Below are 24,635 nucleotides of genomic sequence, written 5' to 3'. Positions count from 1 at the left end.
AGATTCCCCTGCGATCAAAGTGGTTTAAGTTCGGGACGAGCAAAACAGCGATTCTCCAGCACCGGCAGTACACTGCGTGCATAGGCGATGCGCTGCGGATCGAGATCGGCAAACACCAGCGCGGCCGACTCCGGCGCTTTGGCAATCGCCACGCCCAGCGGATCGATCACCAGACTGTTGCCAATGTTGCGTGGACCGCATTCGCCCACCGCCACCATGTAGCAAGTGTTTTCCAGCGCACGCGCGGTGGTCAGCAATTCCCAGTGCATCTCTTTCAGCGGACCTTTTACCCACGCCGCTGGCAGCACCAGCACATCGGCGCCGTCAAGCACTAAGCGACGCGCCAGCTCCGGGAAGCGCACGTCGTAGCAGGTCATCAACCCGACTTTCATGCCTGCTACGTCAACCAGCGGCGGAATCTCGCGTCCTGGATTGACGCGCTGCGACTCCTGCATGGCGAAGGCATCGTACAGGTGCAATTTCACGTACTCAGCGATGATTTCGCCGTTGCGAATGGCGATCAGCACGTTGAGCGCCTTCTGCCCTTCGGTCGGCACGTGTACGCTCATCATGGTGGTCAGGTTGTTGCCTTTGCTAACCGCCAGTAACTGCGTGACGAAAGGACCATCCAGCGGCTGCGCCGCCTTCAGCACCAGATCCGGATCGGCGATATCACGCGCCAGCACGCCTTCCGGCAGCACCAGCAGATCCGCGCCGCCCGCCAGCGCCTGGTTCATCAGTCCGATGCAGATATCGGTGTTTTCCTGCCATTCGCGGCTGACGGCAAATTGCCCCATTGCTACTTTCATCATTATTCTCCTCGCGCCGCAGCCGGGAAAATCGCTTCCGGCGTCAGCAATGTTTGGGTTAGGCCTTGCTGGAACAGCTCATTCGCAAAATCGGCAATCATCTTTTTGTTAACCGAAAATCCGTTCTGATTCCAGTTGGCGGGTAATTCCTGCGCGGTGCGCCGCAAATCGTCCAGCAGCCACGGTGTGGTGTCGGCGTATTTCTCGCGCTTCTTCATCCACATCTGGTACGAACGATCGATGATGTCGCTCAGCGCCTGAGGCAGCCACGGATGCGCCTCGGCTAAGGCAGGCTTCAGCGCCAGTAAATGAATGCCCGGCACATAGCCGACGCGATTAAAGTAGTCGCGCTCGGCTGCGGCAAAATCCACCTGCAGCTGGCGCAGCCCCGAATCGGCGAGGAAGAAACCTTCCGGCATAAAGGGGGTAAAGACTGCATCCAGCTCGCCCGCCTTCAGCAGTTCAATCAGAGGGCGCTCGCCTGGCGCCGGTTCAATTCGGCCCGGACGACCAAAACCGGCCAGACGATCAACAATAGGATGATCTTCGGTCAAACGACCGGCAAACCAGTACGCATCATCAATCTCCACGCCCGCTTCTCGCAGCACGGTGCGCGTCCAGGTGTTGCCTGAATCCTGCCAGCCGGTTACGCCGATCTTTTTGCCTTTCAGCTGCGCTGGCGTGGTAATCGGGCTGTCGCTGCGCGTGATGATGCAGCGCTGGCGGAAACCGCGCATCAGGAAGTGTGGCAGGCCCAGTAGCGAAGTGTCACCTTTGGCTCGTGCCTGAGCAAAGCGGCTAAATGACACTTCACCGGCGTCGTATTTCTCGCTGGTGGCGAGGTTATCCACCAACGTGCCAACGCGATCGATCTCCAGCGTGAAACCTTCCGGTTTGATATCGCCGAGTGCCAGCGGTGTGAAGTAATCCCAGTCACGTACCGCCAGTCTGATGGTTACCATAGTTATGCCTTCCCCGTCTGTTCTGCCAGCCCTGCGGCTGTGATTATTTATGCAGCAAATAGTGCTTGAATTTGAGTCTAAAACGCGAATACTAATCTGAACAATCTATTATTTGTTACTGAACAAAGGATTTTCTTATGACGCAAAGTGTGGATTTGGAGTGGCTTAGCCAGCAGATCACGGATGCCTCCGTCAAAGGCATCACGCATGCGGCATCAACACTGATTCGCGATGGGCAGATTGCGGTAGGCATGCAAATGCCAGCGGTACGCGAGTTGGCTGAGCGACTGGGAGTGAGTCCGGCAACGGTTTCCGCTGCCTGGGCGCAACTGAAGAAGCAGAAAGTGCTGGCGGGGAAAGGTCGCAGCGGCGTGTGGGTGAGCGGCAACAGCGTAATGCCGCGTCCGATTCGTTTCGAGAAGATTGGTAATTACGGTGAGAATGTTCAGGCGTCGCTGGCGATGGCCTCACCTGATCCAACGTTGTTACCGGATCTGCGTCAGGCGATGCTGGCTGGCATTGCCTCACCGCAACTGAATAGCTATCAGCGCGAGGCGATTTCACCGCAATTGCAGGATGCCGTGACGCCGCGCTGGCCCTATCCCGCTGAAGCCTGGCTGGCGACCGACGGCGGTTTTGATGCCATGAACCTGATCGTGCAAACCTTGCTGTCACCGGGCGATCGTGTGGTAATTGAAGATCCTACTGCCACGCGATTACTGGATATTTTAGACAACATTGGCGCTGAAATTTTACCATTGCCATGTGATGAACAAGGGCCAATTCCCTCGGCGCTGAGCGCGCTAATGCAGAAATCGCCGGCGATGTTTATCTATCAACCGCGTACCCATTCAGCTACCGGACACAGCGTGAGTCAGCGACGCAGTGCAGAGCTCGCACGCGTGCTGGCGAACAGTAGCACCATTATTGTGGAAGATGACGGCATTGGCGATCTTTCGCGCTGGCCTGTGTTTAGCCTCGGCTTCCACTATCCTGAACGCGTGCTGCATGTGCACTCGTTTTCCAAAGCTTATGGACCAGATTTGCGTCTGGCGGTGTTATCAGGCACTGCGGAAATGGTGAAACGCCTGCAAGCGTGGCGCAATTTTGGCGTCAGCTGGACCAGCCGTATTTTGCAGGATGCCGTGGCGTGGATGCTCAACGACGAGCAGACTCAGCAGCGTATTCAGCAGGCCAAAGCCACTTACGCGCAGCGTCGCCAGCAGTTGCTGGCAGCGCTAGCGAAACGCGGTTTAGTGCTGGAGGAACGCGATGGATTAAGCGTGTGGATTCCAGTGGAATCGGAGCAGTACGCGATGATCACGCTGGCTGCGCGGGGTATCGCCGTGCTGCCCGGTGAACGCTGCAGCATTAACAGCCGGCAATTTATTCGCGTCAGCGCGGCGCTGCTGCCTTTTGCACAACTCGACAGCATCGCCGATGCCATTGTAATTGCCAGCGGACGCGAGTTAAATCTTAACCCAGATCTTTAATGTGATAGCGCGGTGATTCCACATAGCCTTCGCGCGCATAGAACTGGTTGGCTTTGAGGCGCGATGAGTGGCAATGCACTTCCATGCGATCGCAACCACGTGAACGCGCCAGCTGTTCGGCGTGATTCAAAAGCTGCTGTCCACTTCCCTTGCTGCGTTCGCCTTCGGCAATACAGAAATAGCTGATGCGGGCAAAATCACCGGCCAATGCCAGCTGTGGAATAAAGTGCAATGACAGAAAGCCCAGCACCTGATTGCCGTGTTCAGCGACCAACAACGTTTCATCGGGATGACCAATAAGCTGCGCCAAACGCGTATCAATAAATCCTTCCGTCGCGCTATAACCTAATTCGGTTAATAACGCGCTCAATGCAAAACTGTCTTTTGCCTGTGCCTGACGTATGTTCATCCTGCCTCCTCATTTTCCCTGAGCAGTTATATAGCGTTGCCGGATAAAAATCTGCAAGTAAGCATTGGTGTGGCTGTGTTACGGAAGTTATCTGTGAGATGTGCCGCAGAATCTATCTGCAGACAAAGCAGCGAGCTGATTTAAGCATAAAAAAAACCCGCCAGGAGGCGGGTTTTCAGAATTCGAACTGTTAAATTACAGTGCGATAACGTTAGCAGCTGATGGGCCTTTAGCACCGTCAGTGATTTCGAACTCAACGCGCTGACCTTCAGCCAGAGTTTTGAAACCGTTGCTGTTGATTGCAGAGAAGTGTACGAATACATCTTTGCTGCCATCTTCTGGAGTAATGAAACCGAAGCCTTTCGACTCATTAAACCACTTTACGTTACCTTTGATCTTAGACATCTATATTACCTTTACATGAAAAAAGGACACTAAACTGTGTCGACGTCTAGTACAGCAATTGCGGTGACATTTGTCCAGTGCGATTTGATGAAAAAGTGATAAATATTGATTTTTTGCATGCCGATCACACTTTCTGCACGCTACTAACGCTTAAAACTCAAATCTCAGCCAGGCAAAATAGACATTGCCGTTATTGTAAGTGCCGGGAATATAAGTCATTTGGAAAGTGGCTGGACCATATCCGATTGATGCTAAAGGTAATATCAGTGGAACCGGAATGTATTTCCAGTTATCCCTCGCCGTTACGCCCGCCGTATATCCCGCACCCAAATGGAAGTTTTGATCGCTAAGCGGTCGCCATGTCGCTTCCCAACCGTAACCACCAATTGGCTCCCATTTGTTAAACGAGTCTTTAAACGCCATCAGGTACAGGCCGTGCCAGTTGCCTTTTTCATCCCAGCGTGAAACACCCGCACCCGCGCCCCACGGGCGTTCGTTGTACTTATCGATATGTTCATCGTCGTAAGTCCAACGGTTATGCCAGGTAATCGCCGGCAGATAAAAATCGTAACTCTGCGGCTGCGACCAGGTTTGCGACACGTTGTCGCTAAAAGTGTTCCAGCCAGATTTGATGGCTTGTGAAGTTGTAACCGCTGATGCTGAAAATGAGACCGATAAGGTCAAAATGCAGCCTAACAAAGCTGCAGAAAAGTGCCGATTCACAACATAATTTCCTGTTAAGTCATGCTGAAAAATTTATTACCCGGAGGCGGATTTTTCAGGTTCCTTTACGACGAGTTTCTAACGTAATTGCCAGGATGATAGTAAAAAATGAACTTAATCTCTCCAGGCAAATTCTTGGATGTTGGCGAATTTTACCTCAAGCAGGACGCGAAATTGAAACGTCAGATAAACGGATAGGCATTACCGCGGAATGTACATAAAGTGCAAACCTGCTGTAATGATAACGGCAAGCAACAAGATAGCTTTCAGAGACTTAGCGCAAACAATTCACATACGGAATAAGTTAATAAAATTTATCAATTGAACTCATCAGACGAATAAGATAAATCTCGATACTCCAGGACGGAGATGGGGAAAAAACTGACATGACCATTCGTTGTAGCCGCTGCGGTTGCGCTAAATTTTTTTACACCTTATCGGACTGCGAAAAGGTCGATTCGACAAATCATCATGGCGCCTGCTGCGCACGATGTCAGAAACCGCTAAATCTGCACGATCTCATTCTGCCTGTCTTATCCTGTAAAGACAGCGAAAAATCCTATGCTGAATAAAAATTCAGGCACCCGCAGGTGCCTGTCGTTGTCAGAAAATCAGTTTAAAGACGCCTGTAATTGTCAGTAATCCAACGATGAAGATGATGGCGATGACCCACAGAATTATTTTCATTGTTCGCTCCTTCAAGTATGAAAAATAACGTGTCTGTTAACCAGTATAGATGATCATTCTGCCTTCGCTGGGCGCTGCGAGCGTGGTCACAGCCCTAAGTTCTCATTTCGTCTGACGCAGATTATTTTCTGCGAGACGGGTCGCAGCATTCGCTTTTCCTTCCCCTTATTACCGCACTCAGCGCCCGTCTACAGGCTAAACTTACTTCGCCTGAAGAGGCCTCAATTGTTATCAATGCCTACGTAACAAGGAGATTCTTATGAGCACGATTAATACCAGCATGGGGCGTTACAGCCTTAAGGCAAAGGATTACGGCAACCACATCAGCGGCAGTATTGCGATAAATGATGAAGGTGGCACGCAACTCACCATGCAGGAGTTTGAAGAGCATTATCTTGACGATGTCGTCAACAATGTCATTTATCCGGTCACCGGCGGGAATCGAGAAATTACCCGCGCGTTACGTGATCAAATGGTCAAAGCGGGTTTTGAACAGCCGCACTGAGTTTTTGGGCCACACGTTGTGGCCCTTTACTTCTTTATCGCTGACTTGCGGTTATTACTGGTTTCGTCGCAGGATGCAATATCGTTCATGATAAGGAGATTAACCGCGTGAGTACTCTGCATCTTATTCCCCCTCCCCGCCTTCATCAGTTTGTTCAAGCCATTTGGTTACATGCTGGCAGCAGCGCCGAAGAGGCGCGCCTGGTCGCTGACCATTTGGTGGCTGCGAACCTGGCGGGTCACGATTCACACGGCGTTGGCATGATTCCGAGCTACATGAAATCGCTGGCGCAAGGTTTTCTGCAACTCAATCAACATGCCAGCGTGGCAAAAGACGCCGGTGCGGTGTTGACGCTACATGGCCATAACGGTTTTGGTCAGGTCGCGGCGTTTGAGGCGATGCAGCTTGGCATTGAGCGCGCGGCTAAACTCGGCATTGCAGCGGTTGGTTTACACCATTCGCACCACATTGGTCGCATCGGCCATTGGGCGGAACAGTGCGCAGCCGCCGGTTTTGTCTCGTTTCACTTCGTTAATGTGATGGGCGATCCCATGGTGGCGCCTTTCAACGGTAGCGATCGTCGTTTTGGCACCAATCCGTTCTGCGCCATTTTCCCGCGTCGCAATGCCAAACCGCTGCTGCTCGATTTCGCCACCAGCGGCATCGCCTTTGGTAAAACGCGGGTGGCGTGGAACAAAGAGCAGCAGGTCGCGCCAGGTTATCTGATTGATCATCAAGGCCAGCCGACCATCGAACCGGGCGTGATGCATCAGGCGCCGTATGGTTCGCTGATGCCGTTTGGTCTGCACAAAGGCTATGCGCTGGCGACCATGTGCGAAATCCTCGGCGGCGCGCTGTCGGGCGGCCGCACCACGCATGATGACACGCTGGTCACCAGTCACGATGCCATTTTCAACTGCATGACCACCATCATCGTTAATCCGGATGCGTTTGATGCGCCCGCAATGCAGGAAGAGGCAGAATCATTCCTCGATTGGGTGAAACAGTCGCCGCAAAGTGGCGATGCACCGATTCAGGTGCCCGGCGAGTGGGAAGAGCAGAACCGTGTGATCCGCGAACGCGATGGTATTCCACTGGATAGCAATAGCTGGGAGCAAATCTGTGACGCGGCGTTACAGGCAGGTATGCCGCAAGAGGAACTCGCGGCGTTCCGCGCCTTGACGCAGTAAACCGCAAGCGGCTGAGGCACGATGCCTCAGCCTTGATGCTTAGATGACGTTGGCAAGCAGTAAACAACCCACCAAACCGCACACCGAAATGATGGTTTCCAGCGCCGACCAGGAACGGAAAGTTTCGCCGATGGTCAGGTTGAAATACTCCTTAAACAGCCAGAAGCCCGGATCGTTGACGTGAGAGAAAATCACGCTGCCAGAGCCGACCGCAATCACCATCAGTTCCGGGCTGGCGCCGCTGGTGACAATCAACGGTGCGACAATCCCGCCTGCCGTAATCGCCGCCACGGTCGCGGAGCCCAGCGCAATACGCAGCACAGCCGCAATTGACCACGCCATGAAGATGGGCGACAGATTGGTTTCGTGCATCATGCTGGCGATGTATTTATCGACACCGCTGTCCACCAGCACCTGTTTAAACGCTCCGCCACCGCCAATCACTAACAGCATCATCGCGATGATCTTGATCGAATCGGTGATGGTGCCCATCACTTCATCCATGCTGCGGCCACGGTTCAGACCGAAAGTGAAGATGGCGATCAGCACCGCAATCAAGGTTGCCATGATCGGGTCGCCAAAGAACTCGGCATACGGCAATAACACGTGACCTTTCGGCAGCAGCATTTCCGCCACTGCGCGCAATGCCATCAGCACCACCGGCACCAATGCCGTCCACACGCTGACGCCAAAGCCAGGCATCTCAGCTTCAGTAAAGGTTTTTGGGTTCCACAAGCCTTCCGGGATCGGCTTATCAATGCCTTTCAGGAAGCGCGCATAAACCGGACCGGCAAGAATAACGGTTGGAATTCCCAGCAGCGTTCCGTACAGCAGCGTTTTACCCATATCGGCGTTGAACAGCGTCGCGATCGCGGTTGGTCCCGGATGCGGTGGCAGGAAACCGTGCGTAACGGAAAGTGCTGCCGCCATCGGTACACCCACGTACAGCAATGGCACACGTGCGGAAGCGGCGATGCTGAACACCAGCGGCAGCATCAGCACAAAGCCCACTTCATAGAACAGCGCAAAGCCGACGGTGAAGCCGGTCAGCACCAGCGCCCACTGAATATGCTTCTCGCCAAACTTAGCGATTAACGTGGTGGCGATGCGCTGCGCCCCGCCGCAATCCGCTAGCAGTTTACCCAGCATCGCGCCGAAGCCCATGATCAGCGCGAGGCTGCCCAAGGTGCCGCCGACACCGGTTTTAATCGATACGATAACTTTGTTGACCGGCATGCCCTGCATCATGCCAACGGCCAGCGCCACCAGAATCAGCGCAATAAATCCGTTCAGTTTGAAACGAATCATCAGCAGCAGCAGTAACGCTACGCCAATCGCCACATAGAGTAATGGCATAATTTTTCTCCACTTTTGCGCGCGGTGAATCACCGGCAGCGGTTTATTTTGGTTATCCCAGAGGACATGAGAATCAACAGCGTGCGCCGCAGGAAAACATCCTGCTGAGCAATGTTACGGGTATCATGTTAAGGGTAACATTGCGTACAAAGCACCTGCCGCAGCGGCGGAATTTCTGTTTTGCGAAGATGATCAACTTTTTGCCGGCGGGTTATCAGAATGTTTGCAGCGGGAGTGTCATGGCTTTTGGTTACACTAAGGTCTTTACGCCAAACAAGAAGGACATGCAGGTGAGTGAGAATCTGATCGAGTTGTACAGTAATCAACAAACCCTGTTTGGTCGCGGCAGCATTGACCAGCTGATTCCGCTGCTGGCGGCCAATACCCAGCCGACGCTGCTGTTTTGCGGCCGCTCATTCCTTAACGGTCCAGCCTGGGCGCGCCTGGGCGCCGCGCTCAACGATCAGATCATCGGTTACGAGGTCGTCAGCCATGAAGCCTCGCCGGATGAGATTGATGGTTGGGTGCGGCGCTGGCGCGGTCATGTTGATCGCGTGGTGGCGATTGGTGGCGGCAGCGTGCTGGATGCGGCCAAAGCCTTCAGCGCGATGATGCAACATCCGCTGAATACCGCACGCTATCTGGAGAAAGTCGGTGATACGCCTGTGCAAGCGGTGACCTTGCCGCTGATCGCCATTCCTACCACGGCGGGCACCGGCAGCGAAGCCACGCAGAATGCGGTAGTGACCGATCAGCAGCACATTCAGGTCAAAGCGTCGCTGCGCCATCCGGTCTTTGTGCCGCAGGTCGCGATTCTCGATCCCGACCTGCTGAAAGGCGCGCCAGACAGCGTGCTGGCAACCTGCGCCATCGATGCCTTCACCCATTTATTCGAAGCCTATCTGTCGCGCAAAGGTAATCTGTTTACCCAACAAACCGCGCTCAATGGACTGCGACTGTTCTTCCAAGCGTGGCCGGATTTAAACCGTGATGACGAACGTGGTGATGCCGCGCGAGAAGCGATGATGATGGCGTCATGGTTGGGTGGCGTGTGTCTGAGTAGCGCCGGATTGGGCGTGATCCACGGTATTGCTGGAGAGTTGGGGGCGATCAAACCGTTCCATCACGGCGAAGTGTGCGGACGCTTACTGTTCCCGTTCCTCGATGTGCTGGCGGAAACCGAGCATGTTGAGCAGCAACGTTTGATGGCGCAGCTCGGTCAACAGCTGTTGCCGGACGATCCCGCGCCGCCCGCGTTGGCGTTGAAAGCCTGGATCCAGCAGCAGGCGATCGTGCCGTTCTGGTTAGACGGCCCAACGCTGTCAGCCACCGACGTGGACTGGATTGTGTCGCGCGCCAATAGCAAAAACGGTTGGGTCAGCTACGACGCACCCACGTTAACCGAGATGATCGCCGCCGCCTGGCGCATCGTCTAAATGATAACGGGCAGCCAACGCTGCCCTCATGCTCGTCAGTTAAGCGTTTTTCGGTCACCATAAATGGCGACGCTACAAGGATTGGCGCGTTTTTCGTAGGGTGCGCATTCATGCGCACCTGCATGCATATGGAAATTAACGCTCAGCCACTTTAAACATCGCGATCTCTTGCGCCAGCTGCGCCGCTTCATCACGTAGCGCCTGGGTATTTTCGGCGGTTTGCGTCACCAGCATCAGGTTTTGCTGAATACCGCGCTCCATCTGCGAAACCGCCAGCGTAACTTCGGCGATACCTTTGCTCTGCTCATCGCCGGCCACGCGCATCTCGCTTACCACTTGCTTCACTTTATGCACGTCAGTGACCAGTTGCGAAAGCTGCTGCCCCGCGCCTTGCACCAGCTTACTGCCGGCCAGCACGTTGCTATCGGAATCGGCGATCAGCGCTTTGATCTCCTGCGCCGCCGTGGCGCTGCGCTGGGCTAAGGCCCGCACTTCAGACGCCACCACCGCAAATCCGCGTCCCTGCTCACCGGCGCGTGCCGCTTCCACCGCCGCATTCAGCGCAAGGATGTTGGTTTGAAACGCGATGCTATCGATCACCGTCAGGATCTCCGCCACACGGCGCGACGAGGATTGGATAGCGCCCATGGTGCTCACCACTTCGCCCATCACGTCGCTGCTGCTGCGGGCAATCTGCGCGGTCTGTTCGGCGGCAGCATCAGCCAGTCGGGTATTTTCGGCGTTTTGCTGCACGGTCGCGTTAAGCTGCTCCATCGCCGCCGCGCTCTGTTCAAGCGCTGCGGCCTGTTCGGCAATTTTCTCCGACAGCGCGGTGTTACTGTGCGCCAATCCTGATGCATTGGCCGCCACCGTTTCGCCGCTGCCCTGCACGCGAGTAATCACGCCCGCGATCTTATCGACAAAGCTGTTGAACGCACCGGCGATATCCGCCAGCTCATCGCGCCCACTTTTGGTCAGGCGGCGGGTTAAATCGCCATCGCCATTGGCAATCTCATCCAGCGCAGCATGCGTGGCCTTCAGGCGCTGGCCGATGCGTTTGGTAAACGCCCAGGTTAACAGCAGCAGCACGATCATCGCCGGAATCAGGAAGGTGAAGATGTCGCGCATCATGGTGCGCGCAAGACCGCTGACCGCACTTTCCGGTGTTACGAGGCCAATCACCCAACCGGTTCCGGGCATGCGGAACAGCGTGACCTGTGCGCTGGTGTGCAAGTAGTCGTCATTGAAATCCGACAGCTGCAATACCTTACCATCGCCTTTTAACTGAGCGATACGTGCGGCCAACGGTGCCAGCCAGCTGGATTTTTCCGCCAGGCTGCTTAGGGTGGTGAGCGATTTCACATCCTGACCTGGGTAATAGAGCAGATTGCCCGCGCTATCGAGCGCAAAGGCATAGCCGCCAGTCACCTGCCCTTTCTGCTGCATAAAGCCCGCGAGGTTATCCAGCTGCACATCCAGCGTCGCGACACCGGCAAAACGATCGCCCGCCGCGTACGGCACGCTGCAGGTCACCATTTTCACGCCGGATACCGGATCCTGATAAACCTCAGACCAGCCGCAACGATCGCGTGGTCCATTGCGCACCGCGCTGTACCAGCTTTCCTGTTGATAGCCGTTGCCCGCAGGCAGGTTGTAGTCATCGGAGTAGGCCAGCGCGCCGTCACTCTGCCGCGCCCAGAAGAAGCTGCGACGCTGCACACCGGCGCTAAAAGCATCGGGTTCCGGCCATACGCCGCCACCGGCAATGGTTTTATTGCCGCTGCTATTGATGATTTGCGGGAAACTTTGCTGCCACAACGTAGCATCGTGCGGCAACACTTCGGCAAGGCGCGCCATGCTGACGGCTTCGCCTTCAATGCGCACCAGTTGCTGATTTAATTGGCTGACCAGATTGCTACCGGCCTGCTCAATCAGCGTATGGCTGGCCTCGATGACGCGCGGTTGGCCGCGCAACAACAGAACGGAGAACACCACTGCGGTTGTGACGCACAGTAATATCAGGCCACCCAGCGTCATGCGGGTAGCCAAACGGGTTGGCAACATAATTTATCCTTTCTAACCGACTGCATTAACGATTGAGATAAGAAGTGCCGCTCAGCGGCGAATTGTGCGTTCCGTCACAATCGAATATCGGCAAAGCAAAGAATAAATTCAGCTATAAATGATGATTAGATGACAAACGGCGGTTTGCCGGCCAGCATCTGCTCAATCACCTGTAAAACGCCCTCGTCATTATTACTCGGTGCTTCAAAGCGCGCCGCCTCTTTGACCTTCTGCGGTGCATTCGCCATGGCAAAACTGAAGCCAGACTGCTGCAGCATTTCGAGGTCGTTACCGCCATCGCCAAACACCAGAATTTCACTGCGTTTGATGCCCCAGCGTTTGCCCAGCAGATCAAGGCCATGACCTTTGTGGTTGCCTGGCACAATCAAATCCACCGATCCATGACCGCTGGACGTGGCGGCAGCCGCACCCTGATGCAGACGCTCAATGTCCGCCATCAGCGGTTCCACGTAATCATCAGACAGATTTAACGCGAACTTAAACAGCTTATCGCCCGCCACTTCATCGAGGCTGCGAATCGCCTTCAGGCGATGGCAGTAGTGACGCATTTTCACCAGCCACTTTTCATCGAGGCCTTCGAAATAGTACGCGCTGTCGCGTCCGCACAGGATGTAACGCAGTTCGGGATAATTACCGTTGTGCAGCGTATCCAGCACCGCATCAATATCCTGGCGGGAGAACTCGCCGCAGAATAACTCTTCATCACGATCGATAATCCACGCGCCGTTCTCCGCCACGAAAGCAATTTCGCTGGCGATCTCAGGGAAGAAGGATTTGAGTTGGTAATATTGGTTGCCGCTGGCTACCACAAACTTGATGCCGCGCTGCTTCATTTCCTGATAGCAGGCGTTAAAACGCGCGCGATTGTACTGTTTATTGTCGTCGAGAAAGGTGCCGTCTTTATCCACCGCCACCATTTTTACCACGGTCATCATCACTCCTTAACGTATCGAAAGGAAAAACGGGTCGCAGAGAGAATAACCTGGTGAGCGGATAAAGCGGAGAGAAACACGGATGGCCGAAGCCATCCGCTGGGGAAGATTAGTTGAAGGCGCCGTTGAGCAGAATCGCGGTGATGATGCCGGTTGCTGCGGCCACCAGCACGTAATTACCATCGATATAAGCCCAATGCTCACCACGCGGTGGCTCATACAGACCACGGTCGCGCCAGTCATCTACGCGATAGTGCGGACCACGAAACTCCGGCGGTGCCGGATAGCCGCGACGGAAGTCATGGCCGCCCCAGGCGAAGCGGTCGCCGCCACGATGCCCTTCCGGCATCCGATGGTCAGCGTAATGGTCGTGACGATCCGGGCCAGGTCCGCGATCGTGATCGTGGCCACGGTCGTGATTATCACCGCGATCCGGTCCGCGGTCGCCGCCATGATCCGGGCCACGTCCATGGTCCTGATGCTGGTCGCCGCCGTGCGACTGCCAGCGCTGGTCACCTGGGCCGTCTGCCCAAGAGACGCTTGAAAACAGTGTGCTGCATGCAATAAATGACGCAATAAGACTTAGTGTTGTTTTTTTCATGGTGTTGCCTCCAATGATAACGGCGGTTGCTGTGCCGTTGAGCATTACTATTGATTAAATGGAGACAGAAAAGCATTTCCAAAACTCTTAAAAAACGGATACTTACAGGAAATTACGTCAACTTATCACTTTCTTAACGATTGTGTATTTTCTGACATTAGCTGGATCGAACGGAAGCATGCGCGTTTATTGGGGAGAAAGCGGGGAATATAAAGAAAAACCCGATCGCAAGGATCGGGAGGATAATTCAATTTCCATAAATTGCATAAAGGGGTAAACCCTGCAAAAGTGAGGGTAAAACTGAAGCACACAACGCCACATCACTAGCATTGCCGGTAAACAATACCATTTAAAATTGAAAAGTTCTTTTGAAAAGGGCTACTTTTCAGAAAAATACGTAAAAATTAAGTGACAAGATGAAATAATATTTTGCGAAACGTTGTTTCAGTCAAAATAAGGTCTGTGCTCTGACCAGATTCAGCGCGACATAAATACGACCGCCGGAAAGCAACATTAACGTCTTAACAAGAAAGAAAAATAACTCATAAAATCAATGCATTTTGACCAAGCAACCGCTTTTCATGCTGCATTATGCGATCAGAGTTCAGTGTAATTCATCATTCACCCGCCATTATTACGATACAATTCCTTTCCTGCCCCATTAATTCACACCAGTGATTAATATCGCGCTTAATATATTCTCTGTTGCGCAACACGTTAATACTGTGATTTCGACAGCGTCGTTATTTAAGGAAAACGTTTACATGGAAAGAATATTAGTCAGTGCTTGCCTGATGGGATACGCGGTGCGCTATAACGGCAGCGATAAGAAACTTATCTCCGACACCTTAGCGCGCTGGCGCAGCGAACAACGTCTGGTCATCCATTGCCCTGAACTGGCTGCGGGCTTAAATACGCCACGTTTACCCGCAGAAATTCACGGCGGCAGCGCAGAACAGGTATTAACCGGCGTGGCGCGCATCCTTGAATCGGATGGCAGCGATGTCACACAACATTACGTGCTGGCGGCGTGGCTAGCGCTGCGTGCGGCGCAAGACGCGCGCTGTCGCTTTGCCCTGCTCACCGATGGCAGCCCAACCTGCGGCAGCCAGCGCATCTATGACGGCAGCTTTAGCGGCCAGCAGCGGTCCGGTCACGGCGTCGCAGCTGCATTACTGCGTCAGCACGGGATTGAAGTGTTTGCCGAATCACAGCTCACTGAGTTGATTCAGCGGGTCGCTGACGCCGATAAATGTCGCGTGGTCGATGCCGGATGACGCGCTAACGCCGCAGCAGGACGAATCGGTCGACGCACCAGTTCACCGCTGCAATTAGGGCAGCGCTGCGCCAACGCGCCTTCCGCGCAGGCAACACAGAAGGTGCATTCAAACGAACAGATGCGTGCATCAAGCGACTCCGGCGGCAGATCTTTATCGCAGCATTCGCAGTTAGGACGTAGTTCCAGCATGATTTCCTCCGGTGAGTTTCAGCCACCATCATCACTGTAATAACGTCGCTGCACCAGCCAGTGAACAGACATCAGGCGGACAAATCGGGACATTGTTTGTCTGCACTCGTCAGGCGCTTAAGCGAACCATCTGACCTAAAAACATTACATTCCCCGAAAGGCGTTCTATAGTTCAATCGCCTTATCTACTAACGAGACACTGTAATGCGTATTAAAGGACTTAATTTAGGCTTCTTTATCGTAATTTTGGCGATTGTCACCTACGCCTTTTTTGATGTGCTGACACCTTATTTTTCTGCCATTTTCTGGGCCGCGATTCTGGCGGTGATCTTCCATCCGCTGAAGTCGCTGTTGCGTCGTAAAATGGGCGATCGTAACGGTCTGGCTGCGTTTGCCACACTGCTGATTATCTGCCTGATTGTGTTCACGCCGCTGGCGCTGATCACCTCTTCGATGGTGGTTGAAGTCAACACGGTGTACACCAAGCTGCAGAACAACTCCGCGCAGTTCCCGACGGTGTTTGCCGATCTGCTGCAACATCTGCCATCGTGGGCGCGCAACTATCTTGCCGATAACAACCTGAACAACGCGCAGGAGATTCAGCAGAAGCTCTCTGGTTTTGCGCTGAAAGGCGGCCAGTACATGGCGGGCAGCGTGTTCCTGATCGGCAAAGGGACCTTCACCTTTACCGTTGGCTTTGGCGTGATGCTGTATCTGCTGTTCTTCCTGCTGAAAGATGGCGCCTGGCTGGTGAATTTGATTCTGGAAGCGCTGCCACTTTCTACCTACGTGAAACATCATCTGATGATGAAGTTCGCAGCGGTGTCGCGCGCCACGGTCAAAGGCACGGTGGTAGTTGCAGTGGTGCAAGGTGTGTTAGGCGGCATCGCCTTCTGGATCACCGGCATTGACGGCAGCTTGCTGTGGGGCACCTTGATGGCGTTCCTGTCGCTGATTCCGGCGGTCGGTTCTGCGATTGTTTGGGTTCCGGCAACTATCTTCTTCTTCGCCACCAGCGCCATCTGGAAAGCCCTGTTCCTGATTGGCTTCTTCGTGGTGGTAGTTGGCTTGGTGGATAACATCCTGCGTCCGCTGCTGGTCGGTAAAGATACCAAAATGCCAGACTATCTGATCCTGATCTCCACGCTGGGCGGCATGGAAGTGTACGGCATCAACGGCTTTGTCATTGGTCCGCTGATCGCTGCGCTGTTCATTGCCTGCTGGAATCTGCTTTCCGGTCGCGATAACCGCGAGAACTCGGAAGAGATCGATGAAGAGTTTATCGAAGAGGGTAAAACCCGCGAGGAAGAGGGCAAAATCCGCGAGTAAGCGTTCAAATGGCTACCGTTTATCGGTAGCCGCATTCCCGCATGAGAATATCGTCCCGCCATTTGCTATCATCGTTGCATTGATTACGGCTTGCGACAAAAGAGAACAACATGTCCATGGAATCCTCCTTAGCGCGTGAAAATCAGGTTCTGTCAGTATTCGATTTCGACGGCACGCTAACTATTCACGACAGCTTTATCCCCTTTCTGCGCTTCAGCTTTGGCAAACGTGCGTTCGCACGCAAAATTGCCCGACTGGCAATGCCAACGCTGCGCTGCATGCGTAAAAAGCTAACGCGTGATGAGTTAAAAGAAGTGTTGATTCACACCTTTTTAACCGGCGTTGAGGAGAAATGGATTCGCCAGCAGGCACAACTTTTCTGCGCGGCCAACTGGAACAAGTTGATGCGTCCAGCCGGACTGTTAGCGGTTGCCGCTGAAGTGAACTCCAGCGCGGAAGTGACCATCTGTTCCGCCTCGCCTGCGATGGTATTAGAACCGTTCGCCGAGCGTCTGGGCATCAACCTGATCGGCACCCAATTAGAAGTCGTCGACGGCATTCTCACCGGAAAGATTACCGGCCATAACTGCCGCTGCGGGCAAAAGGTTAAGCGACTGGAAAGCGTCTATGGCCCGTTGCATAACTATCACCTGCGCGCCTGGGGCGATACGCGCGGTGATTTTGAATTACTGGCCGCCGCGCAGGATCCACACTGGCGTCATTTCCATCCAACGTGGAAAAAACGCCGCGTGCCAATGGAAAAACTGCGCATGCTGCGTCTGGATCCTTAGCCGCACCATTCGGGCTGATCAGTAAATCCGGTCAGCCTTTGCCGCATCCAACCACGGCTTAAACTCCTCCAGCAGCAGATCGTATAAACGGTCTTCCGCCAGGCTGGCAAAGTTGTCGATGGCGAAGAAATGGGTGTTGTCGATGCGGCGTTCGTTGAAGTTATCCAAATCCTGCAAAATGCCATAGTTACTGCCGCCGAGGCCGACAAATTTCCAGAAGATGGGATAGTTAGCCGAGCGACGAATCGCCTCTTTGATGGCGCGGGTTTTGCTGATGCCGCCGTCGGTAATAAACACCACGTACACTGGCAAATCGCTGTGGCGGAAGGTATCAATCAGCTCTTCCATCACCGGCGGTTCATTGTTGGTGCCGCCCAAGCCAGGTAAAATTTCCCACGCCGATTTCTTGCCGCCACGCTGAATGGTGGCGATGTAGCCATCAAGATTATCCAGCGTCACATCGGGATATTTTGCGTGCTGCTGACCGAAACCCCAGACATCCATCGAACCGTCATCATCAAACTGTGCCGCCAGCACCGCAATGCGATCTAATACTGCCTGCACGTTGCCCTTACTGAACTGCCCTTTCATCGAACCTGAAGCGTCCAGCACAAATGCCACCTTGGCTTTCACCGTTTGCAGCTGGTATTTGCTCAGGCTAACGGTGGCATTTTTCGCAAGGCTCACCAATCTTGGCGCTTTCTCTTGCAGCTTTTTCTCCAGGCTAACCACGGTTGGCGTGGCTGGCTGAGCAACGGGCTGGGCGATGTCGACGCCGTAATTGCGCGCCAGTGGTTCGAGCCCGCCGTTGAATCCCTGCCCCAGCGCACGGAGTTTCCAGCCGCCATTGTGGCGATAGACTTCGGCAAGGATCAGCGCCTTTTCACTGCGCCCGAGCGTTTCCGGGCTGAACTGCGCAATATTCTCGGCGGTTAAAGTCAGGCTGTTGAGCGCATTAATCGCTTCATCGCCATCAATCACTAAGGTGACGGCAAGTTTACTGACGCTGGCGGCAATCTTTGTCAGGTCCAGATTAATGGTGCAGCCTTGCGGCGTGCTCTGCATGACCACACTGCGATTGGCGGTTGCGGGCTGATTGAAGAAGATGAAATCCGCGTCACCGCTCACTTTTCCAGCGGCATCGAGCAGGAAAACGCTGGTATCCACGTCTCCGCGCAACGTGGGTGAAGCGGCATAGTGCAGGCGCAACGTCAGTTCAGTGGTGTTCAGCGGCAGATTCTGACCCGGTTGTAACATCATACTTTTAACCTCCTGTTAAAGAATAATATTGCTCAGCTAAGCGCTGCATCCACTCTTCATATATTCCGTAGCGGCGCGATCTATCGTCCAGGTGCGCATGAATGCGCACCCTACAAACACGTAGGGTCGCCATTCATGGCGACCGATTAACGCTTCGCGCTACGGAATGTGCACTTTGTGGTTTTGATCCGTTATTTAGACAGCAAAAAGCCCCGGACCAGCCGGGGCTTTGTTAGCAATGCTTTAAATCAGACGCTCACGCCGTGCTGCGAAGCCAGCGCTGACAGACCGCCTGCGAAGCCCTGACCAACGGCTTTGAATTTCCACTCAGCACCGTTGCGATACAGCTCACCGAACACCATCGCGGTTTCAGTAGATGCATCTTCAGACAGGTCGAAACGGGCGATTTCAGCGCCGTTGTCATTGTTGAAGATACGCATGAAGCTGTTGCTCACCATGCCGAAGTTCTGCTTACGCGCTTCTGCATCATAAATGGTGACCGCGAAGACCAGTTTTTTCACGTCAGCCGGTACTTTAGACAAGGTGATTTTAACCTGCTCGTCATCACCATCACCGGCACCGGTGCGGTTATCGCCCTGATGCTCAACGGAACCACAAGCGCTCTGCTTGTTATTGAAGAAGATGAAGCTGGCGTCGCTCAGCACTTTACCGTCGTCACCGACCATAAACACTGACGCATCGAGGTCGAAGTCCTGACCATCTGTTACACGTGCATCCCAACCCAGACCCGCCATGGCAACATTCATGGTTGGTGCTTCTTTAGTCAGGGAAACGTTACCGCCTTTTACCAGAGAAACTGCCATTTTAAAGCTCCTGCTTTTAATTGGATGATGCGGGCAGCGCGTGGCTGCCCGTGTTAATTAAGATGCGTTAATGCCGTACTGAGCACACACCGAGGCGAGGCCGCCGGCATAACCCTGGCCTACCGCGCGGAATTTCCACTCGGCACCGTTACGGTACAGCTCACCAAACAGCATCGCGGTTTCGGTGGAGGCATCTTCGGTCAAATCGTAACGCGCCACTTCACTGCGATCGTCATCGTTCACCAGGCGGATAAACGCGCCGGAAACCTGACCAAAGCTCTGACGACGGGTCTGCGCATCATGGATGGTGACCACAAACACGATCTTGTCGACGTCGGCTGGAATCAGATCCAGTTTGATTTTCAGCGACTCATCATCGCCATCGCCTGCACCAGTACGGTTGTCACCAGTGTGCGAAACAGAACCGTCGGAAGAGACCAGGTTGTTATAGAAAATGAAGTCAGCATCGCCACGGACTTTGCCGCTGGCGGACAGCAAGAACGCTGACGCATCAAGGTCAAAGTCCTGACCATCGGTGGAACGTGCATCCCAGCCAAGGCCAACGAGGACGTTTTTCATGGTTGGTGCCGCTTTGCTCAGCGAAACGTTACCGCCTTTAGAAAGAGAAACGCTCATTGTAATTACCTCTTGGTTAATGATTTTTCAGACACATTACTGGCAGAAGATCAGCTCTCTTCTTTTTCCTCGGGTTTACCGGGGAACATCACGCTGAGTACGATACCAACAGCTAACACGCCGAGTACCACAAACAGGCTGGCGCTAGCAGAGATGCTGTAGCCGTGATGCCAGATATGATCGGTAGCATTCAGACCCAGTTTCACCGCGATGAAGAACAGCAGCACGATAACGGCTTTCTCGAGGTGAACCAGATACTGCTTCAATGCTTCAAGTACGAAGTACAGTGTACGCAAGCCGAGGATGGCGAACATCATGGCGCTATAAACGATCAGCGGTTCACGGCTTACCGCGATAATCGCCGGCACGGAGTCAAAGGCGAACATCACGTCAGAGAGTTCAACCACCGCCACACACAGCATCAACGGCGTGGCATACAGCGCCGCTTTCTTGCCGCGACCAATCGCAACGTCTTTGTTTTCTGGCTTCTGCAGCTCTTCATCAACTTCTTTCTGATTCAGCAGGAAGGCGTTACCGCGCATTTTTGGCCAGATTGGGAAGAAGCGCTTCACCATGCGATAAGCAAGATGCTGCGAGTAATCTTCGATCTCGTCGCTGTCGTCGCCGCTTTTCAGCATCATCACTGCGGTCCAGGCTACGATCAGCGCAAACACGATTTCGACGTACGGGCCGAGACTCAGCAAGCCGGTTCCGATCGCCACGAAGATGCCACGGAATACGATGGCACCGATGATGCCCCAATAGAGCACGCGGTGACGGTAGCGGTCCGGAACGGCAAACCACGAGAAGATCGCCATCATGACGAACAGGTTATCAACGGAGAGTACTTTCTCCAGCGCATAACCGGTCACGAACAGGCTGGCAACTTCAGCGCCGTGATGGATATAGAGGAAACCGGCGAAACCCATCGCCACAGCCACCCAAAACACCGACCACAGCGCCGCGCTTTTCAGCGAAATCGGCTTGTCGCCGCGGTGCATGAACAGGTCGATAAAAATAGCTCCTACTGACAGCGCGATGAAAACCGCGACTGTTTCAGTTGGGAAGCCAATGTGCGTAGACACCATGATGAACCCTTAAAAGATAAAAAATTACAGACCAAATATTGCTGGATCAAAGCCCAAAGCGACGGCGATCTCGCGCACCGCTTTCTGCTCGTCAGCATCAAAATCACCATCACTCTTACCGACAGCAATACCTACGCGGATCGCCAACTGCGCGGCTTCCGGCTGATCTTTCAACGCCATGATGTACTTCATGGTTTCGCCCTTACCAATTTCCAGATCGAAATCGAAGCTGCTCACCAGCTTGTTGAAGAACTCAATCACTTCATTAGTATCAAAGACTTTTAATTCCTCAGAGGCGCGCAGGAAACCGATCATCTTCTGTTTCTCTTCCGCGCTTACGCTGCCGTCTGCGACCGCAATGCGTGCGCAAACCGCTACCGTACCCTGCATAAATTTCTTGTTCTTAAAGCGGCTAACTTGTTTGGTTAATTCATCACGGCCGGAATTAAATGCGCCTTTAACCTTGTTGAAAAAGCTCATAGTGAATCCTCTGTCTGAAATTATTTGGAACCGGCTCGCCAGTTGAATCCCCAACCGAAAGCTTTATCCATATCGGAATGCCCGTTAAAGAACTGATTGATACGCTCGACGCGGATACTGCCGTTCTCATTGACCAGGCGAGCAATCGCACACATGTTGCGGCGATTCTCCCCTTCAGTCATACGCGTTTCAATCGGTGGCTGGTCTGGAATGTGCAGCGTCACTACGCCATCCGTTTTGTCCCAGCTCGCCGCACCTTGATAAATGAAGGCGAAAACCAACACTTCGCGAATCTGACTCCATTCGCGACCGTTGATGTGCAGCCATTCGCCATCGGTCACTTCGCCGGTACGATCATCGCCCTGCAAGTGTACGAAAGGTTTGGCATGCATGGCGCCAAAATTGCCGCCCAGCGCCTGGATCACACCGCGCGAACCGTCTTGCAGCTCAACGAAGGCGCCAAGATCGAGATCCACGCCTTTGTTGCCGCCGAACAATCCGCGCAACCCGCCGCCACCGCTGTTAGTTTCACGGTGCCAGTTCAGATTGATGCGGATCTCACCGAAGTTATCGCGCTTGGTCAGGCTGATGGCGGGCTTCTCTTTGGTGAGAGAAACTTTGCTCAGATTGATTTTTGCTGGTGCTGGCGTGGGTGCTGGAGCCGGTGCTGCCTGCGGTGCAGGTGCAGGCGTTGGTGCAGGCGCAGGTTCCGCTATATCCACACCAAAATGTTCCGCCAGCGGCTGCAAGCCGCCGTTGAAACCCTGCGCAATAAAGCGGAATTTCCACTCATTATTGCGACGGTAAAGTTCGCCGAGGATCAACGCCGCTTCCTGACGTCCCACCAGCTCCACGTTGCCGCTCAGCAGCACGTTGCCGCCCTGCTCCACCTGAATCGCCAGACGTTGCAGACCCGACACGTTGCGGCCGCCGTCACAGGTGACGGTGAAGGCCACTTTTTGCACCTCAGGACGCAAGCGGGTGAGATCGACAGAAAAGGCGGAGTTGTGCCCTTCGCTTTTCAGGCTGATGGTGCGGTCATCGTTATCCGGCTGGCCGTAGAACACCATATCGGCATCGCCATTAACTTTGCCGCTGGCGAACAAACGAAAGGCGGAAGCATCAACGGCGGCGCCAGCGAGCACGCGCACCGTCAGCAGATTTGCAGGAACGGGAGCATTGCTCCCCGGCGTCATATTCATTAGCGCACCACTGCGGCAACGATGTCGTTTTGCATCGCATCGATGGTACGACCGGCACTCGCGCGGCCATGCGCCGTGAAGTCCCACAATCCGCCATTGCGGTGCAGCGAAGCAATCACGATGCCGGTATGGCTGCCTTGCTCAGTCAGCTCATAGCGCGCCAGCTCTTTGCCGTTTTGATCAACCACGCGGCAGAAGGCATTTTCCACTTCGTTGAAAGTTTGGCCCTGGAAGCTGTTCACGGTGAACGCCAGATACTCAACGTTGGCGGGCAAACGTGACAACTCAACGTTGATCACTTCATCGTCGCCATCGCCTTCGCCGGTACGGTTATCGCCGCTGTGTTTAACCGCACCACATTTGGAGGTTAATGCGCGGAACCAGATGGTATCAATGGCATTACCGGATTGATCCAATAATACGCAGCTGGCATCGAGATCGATTGAATCTCCGCCGCCGCCAAATAGCTTGCCTAACAAGCCTTTCTTTTTAATTGGATCCCAGCCTAAGCCGAAATGTAATTTATTCAGCGAAGCGGTTTGTTTGCTGAGTGAGACCGTCTGATTCTTGCTTAATGAAACCATGTCATAATTCCTTCAAACAGGTTTGAAAAGGGTTTTATATTTGCATCAAATTCCATGAGGGCAAAATCATATCATGAGGATATTCATGATCAGCATTAATTTTCACAGCAATTTCATGAAACACAATAAAGTGTTGCAGAAGAACGACTTAAGAGAATCCAACTCAAATAGACAACGCACTAAACATGACAATTCTTTACATTAAAATTCATAAGGTTACGTTAGGGTAAAAAATCATATTATGATTGACTCGTTTCGAGGTGAGAAATAAACTCGCCAGTCATAATCCAGCCACCAGCCTCTTGCGGAAATAATTAGAAATGTCTCACAAAATTTGGCTAATGGAAGGTTTATCCTCCCAACGCGATATAATTAATGGCATTACATCTACAGCTAAAAAACATAACTACAACGTGTCGATTTATGCATCACATCGCCAATCGCGTAATGAAATACTTTCTCTGGCCGATCATGCATTAATTGAACCTGGTGATATTAATCAGCGCCTCGAATTTATTCTTTCTACCGTAAAAAAATACGCCATTCAGGCGATCCATACCGGTCGACATGCGCATTGGTTTGAAGCCCATCGCGCCGCTATTGAAGCCAGCGGTGCGCGCTTAACCACCGGCGCACGCGAGGTCGCCATGCTGGATCTGGCCGATGACAAAGTCGCGTTTGCCCACCATATGAAAAGCCTGAATTTGCCGGTGGTGCCTTCACTGCGCGTTGATTCACCCGTACAGTTGCGCGAGTTGATCGCCCGTAAGCCCTTTGGCGATCTGCCGCTGTGCGTTAAGCCGGTTACCGGTATTTATGGCATGGGATTCTGGCAGTTTGATGAAAGCGTCTCGCCGATGGCGGCGTTTACCCATCCGGATACGCGCCGGGTGAAAGCCGAATATTACTTACAGGCGCTGGAAGCCGTCGACAGTATGGAGCCGCTGGTCTTGATGCCCTATTTGCCGGGCCCGGAATATTCGGTTGATATGCTGGCGGAAAACGGCAAAGTGCTTGCCGCCGTAGCGCGACGCAAAGAAGGTGCGCTGCAGTATCTGGAGAACAGCGGCGAAGCCTTTGAGCTGGCGCAAGCCTGCGCCGCCGCTATGGGCGCAGATGGTTTGATCAACGTGCAGACGCGCAATGATGCCAGCGGCAAACCGCTATTACTGGAGATCAATATGCGCCCTTCCGGCGGCATTGGTTACACCCGTTTCAGTGGCGTAAATCTTCCCGGATTGTTTGCCCTGCGCCAGCTAGGCTTGATCAGTCAGCAGCAGGTGCTCGACGACGCCCGCCGCGACTTCACGCCAGCAATCGTCCGAGCGCTGAGCGACGTGGTGGCGTACAACCCCGTCCTGTCCAACCAGGTTCAATGAG

Annotated in this window: 25 protein-coding genes; 8 read left to right on the top strand and 17 right to left on the bottom strand. The window is 53.7% G+C overall.

Annotated features, from left to right (window positions below):
- Positions 1 to 14 precede the first annotated feature (14 nt).
- Both BM323_RS17630 and BM323_RS17625 read right to left on the bottom strand, forming a co-directional pair.
- Positions 15 to 809: a deaminated glutathione amidase gene (locus tag BM323_RS17630; protein WP_008103707.1), complete on the bottom strand. Its 795-nt coding sequence runs from the start codon at positions 807 to 809 to the stop codon at positions 15 to 17.
- 2 nt (positions 810 to 811) lie between these two features.
- Positions 812 to 1,771, bottom strand: coding sequence for an ABC transporter substrate-binding protein (locus BM323_RS17625; protein WP_008103709.1), 960 nt, complete (start codon positions 1,769 to 1,771; stop codon positions 812 to 814).
- A 137-nt stretch (positions 1,772 to 1,908) separates the two neighbouring features.
- Here BM323_RS17625 and BM323_RS17620 point away from each other — a divergent pair, with 137 nt between their 5' ends.
- The gene (locus tag BM323_RS17620) at positions 1,909 to 3,264 is read left to right on the top strand and encodes an aminotransferase-like domain-containing protein (protein ID WP_008103710.1); all 1,356 of its coding nucleotides are present in this window, start codon (positions 1,909 to 1,911) and stop codon (positions 3,262 to 3,264) included.
- Here the strand turns inward: BM323_RS17620 and BM323_RS17615 are convergent.
- The 3 genes from BM323_RS17615 to pagP all read right to left on the bottom strand — a co-directional run bounded on the left by BM323_RS17615 (position 3,248) and on the right by pagP (position 4,801).
- Positions 3,248 to 3,673: a GNAT family N-acetyltransferase gene (locus BM323_RS17615; RefSeq protein WP_008103712.1), complete on the bottom strand. Its 426-nt coding sequence runs from the start codon at positions 3,671 to 3,673 to the stop codon at positions 3,248 to 3,250. The genes BM323_RS17620 and BM323_RS17615 overlap by 17 nt on opposite strands.
- Positions 3,674 to 3,868: 195 nt before the next feature.
- Positions 3,869 to 4,078: a transcription antiterminator/RNA stability regulator CspE gene (gene cspE, locus BM323_RS17610; RefSeq protein ID WP_007890714.1), complete on the bottom strand. Its 210-nt coding sequence runs from the start codon at positions 4,076 to 4,078 to the stop codon at positions 3,869 to 3,871.
- A gap of 150 nt (positions 4,079 to 4,228) precedes the next feature.
- Positions 4,229 to 4,801, bottom strand: coding sequence for a lipid IV(A) palmitoyltransferase PagP (pagP, locus tag BM323_RS17605; protein WP_008103714.1), 573 nt, complete (start codon positions 4,799 to 4,801; stop codon positions 4,229 to 4,231).
- Positions 4,802 to 5,747: 946 nt separating this feature from the next.
- Here pagP and BM323_RS17590 point away from each other — a divergent pair.
- Positions 5,748 to 5,993, top strand: a complete 246-nt coding sequence (locus tag BM323_RS17590) for a hypothetical protein (protein ID WP_008103719.1) — start codon at positions 5,748 to 5,750, stop codon at positions 5,991 to 5,993.
- Positions 5,994 to 6,100: 107 nt separating this feature from the next.
- The gene (locus tag BM323_RS17585; RefSeq protein WP_008103721.1) at positions 6,101 to 7,183 is read left to right on the top strand and encodes a malate/lactate/ureidoglycolate dehydrogenase; all 1,083 of its coding nucleotides are present in this window, start codon (positions 6,101 to 6,103) and stop codon (positions 7,181 to 7,183) included.
- A 39-nt stretch (positions 7,184 to 7,222) separates the two neighbouring features.
- Here BM323_RS17585 and gntT read toward each other — a convergent pair whose 3' ends face one another.
- Positions 7,223 to 8,539, bottom strand: coding sequence for a gluconate transporter (gene gntT, locus BM323_RS17580; RefSeq protein ID WP_008103722.1), 1,317 nt, complete (start codon positions 8,537 to 8,539; stop codon positions 7,223 to 7,225).
- A 125-nt stretch (positions 8,540 to 8,664) separates the two neighbouring features.
- On the opposite strand from gntT, the gene BM323_RS17575 reads away from it, so the two are divergent.
- Positions 8,665 to 9,975 (top strand): iron-containing alcohol dehydrogenase, encoded by a 1,311-nt coding sequence (locus tag BM323_RS17575; protein WP_052025988.1) that lies wholly within the window; start codon positions 8,665 to 8,667, stop codon positions 9,973 to 9,975.
- A gap of 135 nt (positions 9,976 to 10,110) precedes the next feature.
- On the opposite strand, the gene BM323_RS17570 is transcribed toward BM323_RS17575, so the two are convergent.
- From BM323_RS17570 to BM323_RS17560, 3 genes are all read right to left on the bottom strand, one after another.
- Positions 10,111 to 12,039, bottom strand: a complete 1,929-nt coding sequence (locus tag BM323_RS17570) for a methyl-accepting chemotaxis protein (protein ID WP_008103727.1) — start codon at positions 12,037 to 12,039, stop codon at positions 10,111 to 10,113.
- 125 nt (positions 12,040 to 12,164) lie between these two features.
- Positions 12,165 to 12,992, bottom strand: a complete 828-nt coding sequence (locus BM323_RS17565; protein WP_008103729.1) for a Cof-type HAD-IIB family hydrolase — start codon at positions 12,990 to 12,992, stop codon at positions 12,165 to 12,167.
- A gap of 109 nt (positions 12,993 to 13,101) precedes the next feature.
- Complete coding sequence (locus BM323_RS17560) at positions 13,102 to 13,593, bottom strand: RcnB family protein (RefSeq protein WP_008103731.1); 492 nt, start codon at positions 13,591 to 13,593, stop codon at positions 13,102 to 13,104.
- Between the two features lie 764 nt (positions 13,594 to 14,357).
- Here BM323_RS17560 and BM323_RS17555 point away from each other — a divergent pair.
- Entirely contained in the window at positions 14,358 to 14,870 is a 513-nt protein-coding gene (locus BM323_RS17555) for a 2-thiouracil desulfurase family protein (RefSeq protein ID WP_091004150.1), read from the top strand.
- Here the strand turns inward: BM323_RS17555 and BM323_RS17550 are convergent.
- Positions 14,822 to 15,061 carry a DUF1272 domain-containing protein gene (locus BM323_RS17550; RefSeq protein WP_008103735.1) on the bottom strand — a complete coding sequence of 80 codons (240 nt, stop codon included), beginning with the start codon at positions 15,059 to 15,061 and terminating at the stop codon, positions 14,822 to 14,824. The two genes, BM323_RS17555 and BM323_RS17550, sit on opposite strands and share 49 nt — an antisense overlap.
- 204 nt (positions 15,062 to 15,265) lie before the next feature.
- Here BM323_RS17550 and BM323_RS17545 point away from each other — a divergent pair, with 204 nt between their 5' ends.
- Both BM323_RS17545 and BM323_RS17540 read left to right on the top strand, forming a co-directional pair.
- The gene (locus tag BM323_RS17545) at positions 15,266 to 16,390 is read left to right on the top strand and encodes an AI-2E family transporter (RefSeq protein WP_008103736.1); all 1,125 of its coding nucleotides are present in this window, start codon (positions 15,266 to 15,268) and stop codon (positions 16,388 to 16,390) included.
- 110 nt (positions 16,391 to 16,500) lie between these two features.
- Positions 16,501 to 17,181: an HAD family hydrolase gene (locus BM323_RS17540; RefSeq protein ID WP_008103738.1), complete on the top strand. Its 681-nt coding sequence runs from the start codon at positions 16,501 to 16,503 to the stop codon at positions 17,179 to 17,181.
- 18 nt (positions 17,182 to 17,199) lie between these two features.
- Here BM323_RS17540 and BM323_RS17535 read toward each other — a convergent pair whose 3' ends face one another.
- The 7 genes from BM323_RS17535 to BM323_RS17505 all read right to left on the bottom strand — a co-directional run bounded on the left by BM323_RS17535 (position 17,200) and on the right by BM323_RS17505 (position 23,255).
- The gene (locus BM323_RS17535; protein ID WP_008103740.1) at positions 17,200 to 18,441 is read right to left on the bottom strand and encodes a vWA domain-containing protein; all 1,242 of its coding nucleotides are present in this window, start codon (positions 18,439 to 18,441) and stop codon (positions 17,200 to 17,202) included.
- Positions 18,442 to 18,689: 248 nt separating this feature from the next.
- Complete coding sequence (locus BM323_RS17530) at positions 18,690 to 19,265, bottom strand: TerD family protein (RefSeq protein ID WP_008103742.1); 576 nt, start codon at positions 19,263 to 19,265, stop codon at positions 18,690 to 18,692.
- 57 nt (positions 19,266 to 19,322) lie between these two features.
- Complete coding sequence (locus tag BM323_RS17525) at positions 19,323 to 19,901, bottom strand: TerD family protein (RefSeq protein WP_008103744.1); 579 nt, start codon at positions 19,899 to 19,901, stop codon at positions 19,323 to 19,325.
- 50 nt (positions 19,902 to 19,951) lie between these two features.
- Entirely contained in the window at positions 19,952 to 20,989 is a 1,038-nt protein-coding gene (locus BM323_RS17520; RefSeq protein ID WP_008103746.1) for a TerC/Alx family metal homeostasis membrane protein, read from the bottom strand.
- A gap of 24 nt (positions 20,990 to 21,013) precedes the next feature.
- On the bottom strand, positions 21,014 to 21,469 hold the full coding sequence (locus BM323_RS17515; RefSeq protein WP_008103747.1) for a tellurite resistance TerB family protein: 456 nt from the start codon (positions 21,467 to 21,469) through the stop codon (positions 21,014 to 21,016).
- Between the two features lie 20 nt (positions 21,470 to 21,489).
- Complete coding sequence (locus BM323_RS17510; RefSeq protein WP_008103749.1) at positions 21,490 to 22,671, bottom strand: TerD family protein; 1,182 nt, start codon at positions 22,669 to 22,671, stop codon at positions 21,490 to 21,492.
- Positions 22,671 to 23,255 carry a TerD family protein gene (locus BM323_RS17505; RefSeq protein ID WP_008103751.1) on the bottom strand — a complete coding sequence of 195 codons (585 nt, stop codon included), beginning with the start codon at positions 23,253 to 23,255 and terminating at the stop codon, positions 22,671 to 22,673. The genes BM323_RS17510 and BM323_RS17505 overlap by 1 nt, the downstream gene beginning before the upstream one ends.
- A gap of 320 nt (positions 23,256 to 23,575) precedes the next feature.
- Between BM323_RS17505 and BM323_RS17500 the strand changes: the two genes are divergently transcribed.
- Positions 23,576 to 24,634: an ATP-grasp domain-containing protein gene (locus BM323_RS17500; protein ID WP_008103754.1), complete on the top strand. Its 1,059-nt coding sequence runs from the start codon at positions 23,576 to 23,578 to the stop codon at positions 24,632 to 24,634.
- The last annotated feature ends 1 nt before the right edge of the window (position 24,635 follow it).

Source organism: Pantoea sp. YR525, assembly GCF_900116775.1.
GTDB classification, from domain to species: domain Bacteria; phylum Pseudomonadota; class Gammaproteobacteria; order Enterobacterales; family Enterobacteriaceae; genus Pantoea; species Pantoea symbiotica.
Note: the sequence above shows the minus strand (reverse complement) of the source record. Positions and strands in the feature narration are given on the sequence as shown.